This window comes from Psychrobacter sp. bablab_jr014 (genome assembly GCF_016464015.1).
Classification (GTDB): Bacteria; Pseudomonadota; Gammaproteobacteria; order Pseudomonadales; family Moraxellaceae; genus Psychrobacter.
This window is the reverse complement of the sequence record NZ_JACDXT010000048.1, coordinates 12,938-25,617: the sequence shown is the minus strand read 5'-3', so window position 1 is coordinate 25,617 and position 12,680 is coordinate 12,938. Positions and strand designations below refer to the sequence as shown.

At 50.8% G+C, this 12,680-nt stretch carries 11 protein-coding genes; 10 read left to right on the top strand and 1 reads right to left on the bottom strand.

The features are described 5' to 3' along the window. Position 1 precedes the first annotated feature (1 nt). Both pgi and JIE71_RS10455 read left to right on the top strand, forming a co-directional pair. Positions 2-1,684 (top strand): glucose-6-phosphate isomerase, encoded by a 1,683-nt coding sequence (gene pgi, locus JIE71_RS10460; RefSeq protein ID WP_199508659.1) that lies wholly within the window; start codon positions 2-4, stop codon positions 1,682-1,684. A gap of 3 nt (positions 1,685-1,687) precedes the next feature. Continuing rightward, a complete protein-coding gene (locus JIE71_RS10455; RefSeq protein WP_199508658.1) occupies positions 1,688-3,037 on the top strand; it encodes a UDP-glucose/GDP-mannose dehydrogenase family protein in 1,350 nt (449 codons plus the stop codon). 37 nt (positions 3,038-3,074) lie between these two features. On the opposite strand, the gene JIE71_RS10450 is transcribed toward JIE71_RS10455, so the two are convergent. After that, the gene (locus tag JIE71_RS10450; RefSeq protein ID WP_199508657.1) at positions 3,075-4,583 is read right to left on the bottom strand and encodes a phosphomannomutase CpsG; all 1,509 of its coding nucleotides are present in this window, start codon (positions 4,581-4,583) and stop codon (positions 3,075-3,077) included. A 188-nt stretch (positions 4,584-4,771) separates the two neighbouring features. On the opposite strand from JIE71_RS10450, the gene mazG reads away from it, so the two are divergent. From mazG to yjgA, 8 genes are all read left to right on the top strand, one after another. Beyond that, a complete protein-coding gene (mazG, locus tag JIE71_RS10445; protein WP_199508656.1) occupies positions 4,772-5,650 on the top strand; it encodes a nucleoside triphosphate pyrophosphohydrolase in 879 nt (292 codons plus the stop codon). Then, positions 5,643-6,011, top strand: coding sequence for a ComEA family DNA-binding protein (locus tag JIE71_RS10440; RefSeq protein WP_199508655.1), 369 nt, complete (start codon positions 5,643-5,645; stop codon positions 6,009-6,011). The genes mazG and JIE71_RS10440 overlap by 8 nt, the downstream gene beginning before the upstream one ends. A gap of 361 nt (positions 6,012-6,372) precedes the next feature. Next, positions 6,373-8,502 carry a polynucleotide adenylyltransferase PcnB gene (gene pcnB / locus JIE71_RS10435; protein ID WP_199508654.1) on the top strand — a complete coding sequence of 710 codons (2,130 nt, stop codon included), beginning with the start codon at positions 6,373-6,375 and terminating at the stop codon, positions 8,500-8,502. 3 nt (positions 8,503-8,505) lie between these two features. Beyond that, positions 8,506-9,042: a 2-amino-4-hydroxy-6-hydroxymethyldihydropteridine diphosphokinase gene (gene folK, locus JIE71_RS10430; RefSeq protein ID WP_199508653.1), complete on the top strand. Its 537-nt coding sequence runs from the start codon at positions 8,506-8,508 to the stop codon at positions 9,040-9,042. Between the two features lie 75 nt (positions 9,043-9,117). Next, complete coding sequence (panB, locus tag JIE71_RS10425; RefSeq protein WP_199508652.1) at positions 9,118-9,918, top strand: 3-methyl-2-oxobutanoate hydroxymethyltransferase; 801 nt, start codon at positions 9,118-9,120, stop codon at positions 9,916-9,918. 243 nt (positions 9,919-10,161) lie between these two features. Beyond that, the gene (gene panC, locus JIE71_RS10420; RefSeq protein ID WP_199508651.1) at positions 10,162-11,070 is read left to right on the top strand and encodes a pantoate--beta-alanine ligase; all 909 of its coding nucleotides are present in this window, start codon (positions 10,162-10,164) and stop codon (positions 11,068-11,070) included. Between the two features lie 100 nt (positions 11,071-11,170). Beyond that, on the top strand, positions 11,171-12,127 hold the full coding sequence (gene rapZ / locus JIE71_RS10415) for an RNase adapter RapZ (RefSeq protein ID WP_199508650.1): 957 nt from the start codon (positions 11,171-11,173) through the stop codon (positions 12,125-12,127). A gap of 41 nt (positions 12,128-12,168) precedes the next feature. Beyond that, a complete protein-coding gene (yjgA, locus tag JIE71_RS10410) occupies positions 12,169-12,678 on the top strand; it encodes a ribosome biogenesis factor YjgA (RefSeq protein ID WP_199508649.1) in 510 nt (169 codons plus the stop codon). Positions 12,679-12,680 lie beyond the last annotated feature (2 nt).

Below are 12,680 nucleotides of genomic sequence, written 5' to 3'. Positions count from 1 at the left end.
CATGACGGATTACGTCCAGCCAAACATATATCCTCAAGCACGCACCTCTACGGCGTGGCAGCGGCTTACAGCGTTGGCACAGCAGTCTTGGTCCATTACGGCGTTGTTCGCTGATAGTCCAAAGCGCGCCGAGTATTTTCGTGTGACGGCGGCGTCTTTGTATATGGATTACAGTAAGCAGTGTGTCGATGATGAGGTAATGCAAGCCTTATTTGCATTGGCTGATAGCTGTGATCTACAAGCGCGTATTGATGATTTGCTTCAAGGTGCAACGGTCAATAGCAGTGAGCAACGTCCTGCCTTACATACCGCATTGCGTTTGCCTAAGGATGCCAAGCTTACGGTGGCGGGCACTGATGTGGTCAATGACGTGCACGAGAGTCTTGACCAAGTGGAACGCTTAGCCAATCGTATCCGCGAAGGGACTTGGCGTGGGTTTTCGGGTAAAGCCATTACCGATGTGGTCAATATCGGTGTGGGCGGCTCAGACTTGGGACCGCTTATGGTCACCTCGGCACTGGATGATTGGGCAGATACCGACATTGCCGTGCATTTTGTGTCCAATATGGATGGCAGTCAGCTGGACAATGTTTTAAAGCGCTTAAGTCCTGAGACCACCGTATTTATTATCTCGTCCAAATCATTTTCTACGGTAGATACATTATCCAATGCCGAAACGGCGCGTACATGGCTGTTTGATGCCGCCAAACTGCGTCTTGGTAGTGATGACAGTGTGCTACGTCGCCACTTTATTGGTATTTCAACCCATGCCGCACGTATGTGCGAGTGGGGCATCCATCCTGAAAATCAATTAAAATTTTGGGAGTGGGTTGGCGGACGTTTTTCACTGTGGTCAGCCATTGGTTTGACCGTAGCCGTTCGTATTGGCATGGACAATTTTCGGGCGCTGCTGGCAGGCGCGCACAATATGGATGAGCACTTTGCCACCACGTCTTTTGACAAAAACTTGCCTGTTATTTTAGGCTTACTTGCGGTGTGGAACAGCAGCTTTTTAGATATTCATGCGCATACCGTATTGCCTTATGATGGGCGCTTACATGCCTTACCCAGCTATTTAACCCAGCTGGAGATGGAAAGTAACGGCAAGTCGGTTACCCATCAAGGCGACACGCTGGATCATAATACTTGCCCGATATTGTGGGGAGAAGTGGGTTCAAACGCGCAGCACGCTTTTTATCAACTGCTGCATCAAGGTACGCAGCAAGTATCTTGTGACTTTATTGCTTGTGTGGCGCATTATCACCATCAGGCATCAGCAGCCAGCTTGCAATACCAGCACCAGCTGGCACTCGCCAACTGTTTGGCGCAAAGTCGCGTACTCGCTTTTGGTAATGCCAGTGAGCAACAAGGTATCGAAGCGGACAGCCATAAGCATTATCGCGGCAATCAGCCATCGACAACGCTGTTATTAGATGCCCTAACGCCATACAGTTTGGGCGCTTTGATTGCGCTGTATGAGCACAAGGTCTATGTGATGGCGAGCATTTGGGATGTGAATCCTTTTGATCAGTGGGGCGTGGAGATGGGTAAGGCAGTCGCCACCTCTGTACATCATGTCTTAGCTGAGCAAGCACCAGCGGATTTTGATGCCTCGACCAACGCGCTATTGCGTCACATTCAGCAGTACCAAAACGGCGCATCAACCGCCGCGCACAAGGAGTAAATCATGACCCTGCCGCAAATCACTAAAGCGCCCTGTGTGCTTGTCGGTCATGGTATCGAAGCCATCACCAGTGCTACGGTACTTGCCAGTCTTGGGCACTGCGTGCATTTATACGCCGATGAAACGGCGCTTGCGCAACAAATACAGCAGTACACTTTTGAGCATCACTTACAAGCCTTATGGCAAATGTATGTGGCCAAGGGTCAAATCTTATGCAAATCGCTACCCATGCAGCCAAAGGATGTGTTAGCCACCTATGAAGACGATGACTTAGAAAAAAGAACCGAAGACAAACAAACCGAACCTGCTTTATATTGGCTATTTTTGGACAACATTGCGAGCGTTTGGCAAGACGCCACTTGGATTGCGGCATTTAACCGCAGCAATCAGCCGCAATGTCCCATTGTTTTCAGTGGTATCCAGCCGATTGGTCGAGTGGCCGCGCACGCGGATGCCTTGCAGCGTACTTGGGTGTATTACGTGCCGTTTGTGTTCTTGCAAGATGGCGAAGCGTTTGGTTCAATGCTGGCGCCTGCACTTTGGCTGCTTGGTGAAAAGACCGCTGATAGTGAGCAAAAGCTCGTGCCATTGCGAGCGCTGATGCAGCATGCTCATGCCAGTCACACTGCAGACATCGCGACGATTGAGTTTGCACGCAGCAGTATTATGACGATGCTCGCAACACGCGTCAGCTTTATGAATGAGATGTCACGACTGGCCGATGGTCTTGGCGTGGATATTGATAATGTCGGGCGTATTATGGGTTTGGATACGCGTGTGGGCAGCAGTTACTTGCAGGCAGGTTGGGGCTTTGGTGGTCATACGCTGCCGACCGAGCTTGCTACCATGCAGCAGTTTGCCCGTCATCATGGTATCGACACCCCATTATTGTGCGCGACCGATCACATCAATAATGATCAAAAAGAGCTGATATTCCGTAAATTTTGGCAATATTTTGATGGTTTTATTGAGCGCAAAACCGTACTGATTTGGGGAGGCAGTTACAAGTCAGGCTCGGGACGCACGGCAGGGTCAGCCATTCATGCATTGCTGCATTTGCTGTGGTCATATGGGATTAAAACATTCGTCTATGCTGATAAGGCACAGGCAGAGCTTGCTGATCACTATGCCGAGCAGCCGTTACTGACCTTGATTGATGAGCCCTATGAAATGCTTGATGTACAAGCGCTGTTTATCATTAATGCGCTGAGTGAGCCACTCAATATCACGCGCTTAAACAGCAGTGCCATGCCAATATTTGATGCACAAAATATACTCTCAGCTGAAGAAGTCAACGCTTTAACGGGGGATTATATCGGTACTGGACGACGTAAGGACAGCAGCGCGCATTAATAAAGCGATGCTGTCCTTGATGGATAGGCAGATAGCGTTACGCGGCAACCGCGCCTTGGGTTGCCAGCCAAGCTTGTAGCAAAGTCACTTTTTCTTCCAATAGGGCATTGTCGCCACGGGTTTCAATATTAAGACGAATCAAAGGCTCGGTGTTAGACGCACGCACGTTAAAACGCCACGTGTCAAAATCCATACTCAGGCCATCTAATGTATTTGTCTTTGGTGACTGCACAGCAAAATAAGCCGCGATATTGTCAATCAGTGTAGGCGCATCGGTGTGCGTCAGACGAAAATTCAGCTCACCTGAGCTGGGATATGCACTGATGTAATCGTCAACCAGCTCGGACAACGGCTTTTGTGTGGTGGAAAGCAGTTCAGCGGTCAACAACCACGGAATCATGCCGCTGTCACAATAGCAAAAATCACGGAAATAATGGTGTGCTGACATCTCACCGCCGTAGACGGCCTTTGACTCGCGCATCACTTGTTTGATAAACGAATGTCCTGATTTGCTCATCGCCGCTTGCCCCGCGTGCGCTTTGATGACCGCTTCGGTGTTGTACAACACGCGTGGGTCGTAGACGATGGTCTCATTGGGATATTTGTTTAAAAAGGCTTGCGCGAGCATGCCTACCACGTAGCTGCCATCGATAAAGCGCGCATTTTCATCAAAGAAAAAACAGCGGTCAAAATCCCCATCAAAGGCAATGCCCATATCAGCATTGTGCGCGAGTACCGCCTCTTGAGTAGCGACACGATTGGCAATAATCATCGGATTGGGGATGCCATTGGGGAAGCTGCCATCAGGCGTGTGGTGCATGGTGACAATCTCAAGTGGCGCGCTAGCCGCTTGCAATTGCTCAATAAGTTTATCCACCACAGGACCTGCGCTGCCATTGCCTGAGTTGATGACCAGTTTTAGCGGACGTAATTTATTGGTATCGACAAAGCTCATGAGCTTTTGTATATAGGCACTTTTATCGGTATCGGTATGTTTTTGTCCGCGCGCGCTGGTGGTAAAGTCTCCTGATTCTGCCAATGCTTGAATCTCGGCAAGTCCGTCATCACCGCTTAAGGGTTTAGACTGCTCGCGTACCAGTTTTAGGCCGTTATAATTGATCGGATTGTGACTGGCAGTCACTTCAATGCCGCCAAGCGCCTGTACATGACTGGTGGCAAAGTACACCTCTTCAGTGCCTGTCATACCGATATCAAGCACATCCACGCCTGCATCCATAATACCAGTCATCGTGGCTGTCGCAAGCTCGCTACTTGACTCACGAATGTCATAGCCAACCACCACAACAGGCTGTAAGCTTTGCCAAAGTGACGCATCATCTTTAGCGCCATGATTGTTTTGATTGTCCAAAAACCGCGTGCGCAAAATCTGGGCAAAGGCGCGTCCGATACGATAAGCAATCTTGGCATCCAAAGTGACGCCCAGCTCGCCGCGCACGTCATAAGCTTTAAAACACGTAATCGTGATGGGCGAAAACTCAGCAGGATCACGCGGTGTCGCATGAGCGGTTACAGAATGGTCAGACATACAAAAAAAGCTCCGAAAAATAAAAAGCAGTATAAAAATGAGCAAGAATAGGGGCGTGACAAACACAAAGGCACAAACAAAACATAAGCCGTATGTCCGCCTGTTTGCATTCGATGATACACTATTTGTATTTTATTTGCGTTACGGTCTGTCCGCCGTAATGCCGTTACCGATGCTAGGATATACCTATGTCAAACACGCCTGTCACCCCTTATTTTAAACCTGCTCATGCGCCTGCGCCTGCAGTTGGCACACCGCCTGCCAGTGGCGATATGTCTGATTTATTGGCGCTAATGGCGCGGCTGCGCGTTGATTGTCCGTGGGACAAAAAACAAGACAATCACAGCCTGATTCCTTATGCGCTAGAAGAAGTCTACGAGCTGGTTGATGCCATCCAAGACAATGATGACGAAGACATCGCAGGCGAGCTGGGTGATGTGCTGTTACAAGTGGTGTTCCATTGCCAGTTGTATGCCGAGCAGGGGCGCTTTGACTTTGCTGATGTCGTACAGACCTTGCAAGAAAAGCTGATACGCCGCCATCCGCACGTTTTTGATGCCGAAAGCCTGCCTGATAAAGACGCGGTCAAAGCGCGCTGGGATGAAATCAAAGCCTTTGAAAAAGCGGCGCGTGCCAAACGCGGTAAACCAAGACGCACCCTCGATGCGACCAAAGCGGGCAGCGCCCTCATGCAAGCGCAAGCGATACAAAAACAAGCCTCCAAGCTGGGTTTTGATTGGGACGGCGTGGCGGGTGCCGTAGACAAACTCGATGAAGAAATTGATGAGCTAAAGGCGCTCATACCGACAGATGATAAGATAAGCACCTTAAGTGCAGACACCCGCCGCGAGCTGGAAAAAGAGCTGGGCGATTGCTTGTTTGCCCTCGTCAATGTGGCGCGTAAGCTTGATTTTGAGGCTGAAGCTGCCGTGTTGACCTGCGTGCATAAGTTTAAATCGCGCTTTGGTCATATTGAAACGCAGCTTGCCGCCAAAGGCAGCTCGGTAGAGGCGAGCAATCTGGCGGAGATGGAAGCCTTGTGGCAAGACGCCAAGCGCCATGAATAACGCGCGCTTATTAAGCAATCTTGGCGTCAGTTTTTGGCTGCTCGCGCTGTTTACACTGGTAAGCACTCAAGCGGTTGCCGCGCCCTTGTGTTACGCCGATGCCCGTGCCGCGTATGACGCGTTAACTGTCCAAAATACGCAGCAGCAAAAGCGCGTGAATAATCAGAGCATCAATATCAACCGCGCCAGCGAAGCAGAACTGACGACGTTGCAAGGCATTGGCAGCAGCAAAGCCCGCGCCATTATCTTATACCGCGAGATGTTTGGTGGTTTTGCCACACCAAAGGACATCACCAAAGTCAAAGGCATCGGCGCGGCGACGTTTGAGAAAAACCGCGCCCGCATCCGCGTGATTGACTAGGGCGTGTCTTCATTTTAAAAATGGTGATAAAAATGAGATAAATCGCAGGCAAACAAGGAAAATAGCACAGATAATATCAAGATATTGACCAGCTATTTGACACCGTTTGCCAAAGATTTAGCCATGTTTAGCCCGTTTAGCCGTAAGCGTTTGAATTGAAGACACGCCCTAAGCGTCGCACCTAATTACTGACCGCTGGCGGGCATTTACTCACCGCTTGGTCGGCTGCTGACAAAATAGCCACGAACATCGCGTCATAACGCCCCAAGCGCCTGCAAAATTTGTTAAACTAGCGGGTACATTTATCTTATAAACACTGTGTTTATAGGAGATGTCAAGAGTACCGGCAAGGAGTATGTGCATGGCCGAGCGTGCCGCCAAGCAGTTAGAACTGAATAAATCTGAATTACCCAATTCTATCATCGAAGTCATCGCTACCCTGTCACGAGCAGGATTTGACGCCTATATCGTCGGCGGCGGTGTCCGTGATACTTTATTGGGTCTGCGCCCCAAAGATTTTGATGCCGTTACCGATGCCAAGCCGCACGAGGTCAAAGACGTGTTTGGCAAGCGCTGCCGTGTCATCGGTCGCCGTTTTCAGCTCGCGCATGTGTATTCAGGACGCGACCTGATTGAAGTGGCGACCTTTCGTGCGCCGCCGACCAGCGATGCGCACACCACTCAAGATGGCATGTTAATCCGCGATAATGTCTGGGGCGATATCCAGCAAGACTTTGCCCGCCGCGACTTTTCGATTAACGCGCTGTATTATCAACCGCTCAAAGGCATCGTACATGACTTTTGCGGTGCGGTTGATGACATCAATAGCAAGACGTTACGCCTATTAGGCGATGCGCCTGTGCGTATCGAAGAAGACCCTGTGCGCCTATTGCGCGCCCTGCGCTTTAAAGCCAAGCTGGGCTTTGAGTTTGATGACGCACTGGCCGCGCAGTTCCATGATGACAACTGGGCGCTGCTTGACCAAATCTCGCCACACCGCCTGTATGACGAGTCGCAAAAGATGTTCACAGGCGGCTATCTGGTGCCGTTATTGCCGCTGCTGTTTGAATCGGGCGCGATGGCGCATCTGATTATCTACCCACCAAGCGAGCCAACCCCGCTTGTGCAGCAAGTTGCCGTAAATACAGACAAGCGTATTGGTGCAGGCAAAAGCATCAATCCTGCGTTTTTCTATGCCGCGCTTTTGTGGGACAACTACCTGTATCAACTCGATAAGTTTAAAAAGCGCAACATGCCATTTGCCGACGCGCAAATGCAAGCTGCGAGCAAAGTCATTGACCGCCAGCGCATCAAAACTGCGATTCCAAAATTTGCCGAGCAGTTTATCCGCGATATTTGGCTGCTCCAGCCCAAACTGTCTGCCCCGCGCAGCAAACAAATTGCTCATCTTGCCGAGCATCCGCGTTTCCGCGCTGGGTTTGACTTTTTGCTCTTGCGTGAAGAGTGCGGCGACCGCCATCCGCTTGCCGAGTCAACGAATGGCATGGGCGCATGGTGGCAGCATTATCAAACGTTGTCAGAGTCTGAGCAGCAACAAGCGATTGCCAATTTTGATGACAGCCTACGCCGCGGCGCGCATAAACGCAGCCGTAATCGTAAGCGCCAAAAAGACGTCTCACCCGTTATCGACAGTCGCGTAGAGCCCCCAACCACTGAGCAGCAAGACGCCGCGCAAGAAAGCAGCCGCAGTCGTCGCCGTACTCGCCGTGCCGACAAGCAGCAGCTCAAGCAAGACACGCACGAGTTGCAGCAGTTGCAGCGCCTATCTTTAGCTAGCAATGACAGCGGTAAAGAAAAGCGTCCACAGCCGTTATTTGTGATTCGTAATAACCCTGTCGTACCAAAGCTCGAAGATTATCAAGCGGCAAACAACACCGCTTCTGACGCGCCACAAGTGCCCACCAACGAGGCAAAAAATCACGCGCCAAAAGCAAAAAATAAGACGGATGCCGTAGCAGAGACCCAAGCGCCCAGCAAAAAAGCACCAGCCACGCCTGTGGTTGCCAAAGTGCCCAAGCCTGCGCCTGATAGCGTGCCGCCTGTGATTGCAAAAACGCCAGAAGAGGCGGGCAATAGCAATCAGCCGATACCGTTTAAGCGCCGCCGCGCCTTGCATTTAAACCAAGACGCACTTAAAAGGTCGGTAGCAAACGACACGGCGCAGACAGAACAGCAGCCGCAAACGCCCCCTAAAGCAACGGCAAAACAGCCACGCGTGACAACCAAAGCACAAACAGCGCAAGACAATAAAGGCAATGATGTCGATAGTGTGTCATCTGCACCCAAAAAGCGCACTACGAAAAAGCCAAGCGCAAAGGCATTAGCATCAGCAGATAACGCGCCAAGCGCAGGGACCGTTCCAAATAAAGGGCCTATCCCTGCCAAGCGTCGCCGCCGCGAGCCCAGCAATGCAGCGACCGAGGATACCCACGCGCAAGAGACGCGCCAGCCTGATACTGAGCAAGGATAAGTCATGAGCGCAACAACATCAAAACATACTGCGTCAGACTCGGTATGGACGATCTGCTATATCGGCTTGGGCAGCAATTTGAGTAATGCTATGGGTACGCCAACAGAGCATGTGCAGCGCGCAGTACAAGCGCTCGCGGCGCACCCGCATATTCAAAATGTGGCGGCATCATCGCTGTATCAATCGGTACCGATGGGACCGCAAGACCAGCCTGATTTTATCAATGCGGCTGTCCGTATAGAAACCACCTTATCACCCATAGCGCTGCTCGATTACTGCCAGCTGTTAGAGCAGCAAGCGGCGCGAGTGCGTGAGCGCCGCTGGGGTGAGCGCAGCTTGGATGTCGATATTTTGTTATACGGTGATGCGCAAATCAATGAGCCGCGCTTGACTGTGCCGCATAGTGGCCTACATGAGCGCAACTTTGTATTACTGCCCCTAAAAGAGCTGGGCGCAGTGGCACAAATCGAAGGTCAAGCCTTAAGCGCGCATCCTTTAGCCAATGATTGGCAAGGCATCAAGCGCTTTGAGCAGACATAATGCGAGCGCGATAACCTGCCTAGCCACAGCCATCGAAGCATAAACGACTTGCCTTAACAAGACAGTGAGTAGATGATGACGACACTCTCCACCCTGAATAAGTTTAAAAAAGAGGGAACAAAGTTCACTTGCCTAACCTGTTATGACGCCATGTTTGCGCGCATGATGGACAACGCAGAGATTGATACCATTTTGATTGGTGACAGCCTTGGTATGGTGGTGCAAGGGCACAGCTCGACGGTTCCTGTGACCGTAGCAGATATGGCATATCATACGGCGAATGTCGCGCGCAGCAATCAGCATGCATTGATTATCGCGGATTTGCCATTTATGAGCTACAGCACGCTTGAGGATGCGATTGCTAATAGCCGCACGCTGATGCAAGCGGGCGCGCATGTGGTCAAATTAGAAGGCGGCGCGGAGCTGTGCAATATCGTCAAGACCCTTGCTAAAGCAGGCACGCCAAGCTGCGTGCATTTGGGCTTGACGCCGCAATCGGTCAATGTCTTTGGTGGCTATAAAGTCCAAGGACGTGCCGAGGACGCTGCTGCTTTATTGCTTCAAGAAGCCAAAGCGGTCGTTGAGGCAGGCGCGGCGCTTTTGGTACTCGAATGCGTGCCTGCTGCTTTAGCCAAAGCCGTGACCGAAGCGGTCGCTATTCCTGTCATTGGTATAGGCGCAGGTGCAGATACAGATGGGCAGGTTTTAGTCATGCACGATATGCTCGGGCTGCGTCATGGTCGTGTGCCGCGTTTTGTGCACGACTTTTTGACCGATGAGGGCAATACCAGCCGCAGTATCGAAGGCGCATTTCGTCTGTATCAGGAGCACGTGCGCGCAGGTAAATTTCCGCGTGCTGAGCACCAGTTTGATTAGGTCGTGTCCCTATTTTAAAAATGGTGATAAAAATGAGATAAATCGCAGGCAAACAAGGAAGATAGCGCAGGTAATATCAAGATATTGGCCAGCTATTTGACATCGTTTGCCAAAGATTTAGCCATTTTTAGCCCATTTAGTCATAAACCGCTTGAATTAGGGACATGCCCTAGTCTTTAGGTCATTTTTTGAGTGCGCTGCTAAGGCGTGTCTTTCTTGTAAATCTTTAAAAAGAGCCTTGTGATGCCAACGACGTTTTCTACCATTTCAGAGCTGCGCGCGACCTTGCAGCCATTGCGCTCTACGCAGCGCATCGCCCTTGTCCCGACGATGGGCAATCTGCACGACGGTCATTTAGAGTTGGTCAATATTGCCAAGCAATATGCCGATATCGTGGTGGTCAGTATTTTTGTCAATCCCACACAGTTTGGGGCTGGCGAAGACTTTGACAGTTATCCGCGCACGCTCGATGCGGATGTTGAAAAACTGGCAACCGTCGGCGCAGATTTTGTTTTTGCGCCCGAGGTTGCCGAGATGTACCCGATACTGCCACTGGCGACATCGGTACGCGCAGGTGCGATTACGGCTGAGCTGTGCGGGCGCTCTCGTCCCACGCATTTTGATGGTGTGGGCGTGGTGGTGTCCAAGCTGTTTAACATCGTTCAGCCCGATGTGGCAGTGTTTGGACAAAAAGACTATCAGCAGCTGGCGATTATCAAACAGTTGGTGATCGATTTGAGCTATCCCATTCATATCATCTCCGCGCCCATTATTCGTGCGCCCGATGGCTTGGCATTATCCTCGCGCAATCAATATTTAAATACCGATGAGCGGACACGCGCGCCCAAACTACAAGCAACCTTGCAGCAACTGGCAAATGAATTACAAGACAGTGCGCCATTGACCAAAGACAGCCTTGCTGATGCCATCACCCGCGCCGCCGAGCGCTTGACTGAGGCAGGCTTTGAGATTGACTATCTTGAAGTGCGTACGCAATCGCTACAGCCTTTATTTATAGAAGAGAGCAGCACAGACGCCAGTAATACGCCAGCCAGCAAGGATACTGACACGAGAGCTTTAGTGATTTTGGCGGCAGCATGGCTCGGTAAAGCGCGTCTACTGGATAACCTGATGGTCACGCTTAGCGCGTAATCAATGGTGAGTGAAACCAATAGATGGGTAAGTAGGTTTAGGACACACCAGCGCGGCAATACAGGCGCTGGCAAATGGGAATAGGTGTAAAGGGCACGTCATGGACAATGTCAAACAGCAATACCCCAGCGATGAGACACACGTAGCCACTCATAATGATGAGGATAATAGGACGATCAGTATTTTGGTCGTTTCAGGCCGCTCAGGCTCAGGCAAGACGTCTGCACTCAATATCCTAGAGGATTTTGGCTACTATACCATTGATAATTTACCGCTTGCGCTTGTGCCTGAGGTGGCAGACAAATTGATCAATGACAGTGCCATTTATCGCATTGCGCTTGGCGTGGATATTCGCTCGCCGCGTGCCGATTTGAGCAAGTTTGGTGCGATTCGTGATACGCTACAAGAGCGCCATGGCAAAACGGCTGTTCGCGTCATTTATGTCACGGCGCAAGAGAGCATTTTGGTTGCGCGCTTTAACGCCACACGCCGCTTGCATCCTTTAATGAGCGCGGAAAACGCGCACAGTATCGGCAATCTACCAGGCGCGATTCAAAAAGAAGTTGAACTGCTGGAGCCAATTGCCAGCCGCGCGGACATCAAGATTGATACCAGCAAATTAAATATCCATGAGCTCAAAGAGTGCCTGCGCGACCATCTAGAAGTCGCCAATAAAATCATGGTCAACTTGCTGTCCTTTGGCTTTAAATACGGCAGTCCGATAGACGCCGATTTTGTGTTTGATGTGCGTATCTTGCCCAACCCGCATTGGAATCCGCAATTGCGCGGCTCGACAGGACTCGATGCGCCCGTTGCGACGTTTTTTGCCGACTATCCTGAAGTCGATGAGATGCGCGAAGACATTGGCAAGTTTCTGGCGCGCTGGCTGCCTGATTTTTTGTACAACAATCGGCACACTGTCACCATTGCCATTGGCTGCACAGGCGGCAAGCACCGCTCGGTATTTATCACCGAAGCCTTAGCCGAGTATTTACAAGCGCGCTTGCCCGAAGCGATGACACTATCCGCCAAACACCGTGAAAAGCACCGCTGGTAAGTCCGCGTGTGCCCTTAATACTTAAGTAATAGAGAACCCTTATGATTGATTGGTCAGAACATGACATGCGCGTCTCGCGTACCGAGCTAAAAAAAGCCCACGAGCGCTTGCAGCTGCTATCTGTACCGCTGGCTGAACTGTCCAAAAAACAGCTCAAAAAAATCCCTGCCAGTGATTATTTTATGGCGGAATTGATGGCGCTGGCGGACTTGAGCAGTGCCAGTGCGCGCAACCGTCAAATCAAGCGCGTGGGCAAATTAATGAGCGAAGAAGACCGCCATGCGCTTGTCAATGCCTTATTTAACATCGTCTTTGCGCGGGAGCAAGTCTCAAAAATCGAAAGCTGGTACGCGCGCCTAAACATCAATGATGAAGGCACAATGAAGCAGTTTTTAAAGCAATACAAAGCCTCCGAGCGCAACAGCTTGTATCAGCTACTATTATGGATTGAGTACGCCAAGCACTTGCAAGACGATGAGTTATTGCAAGAGTCAGAAGCGGACTTGATGAGCTATATTCGTGAAGTGGCGCTGCTCTCAAATCTAAAATAAGA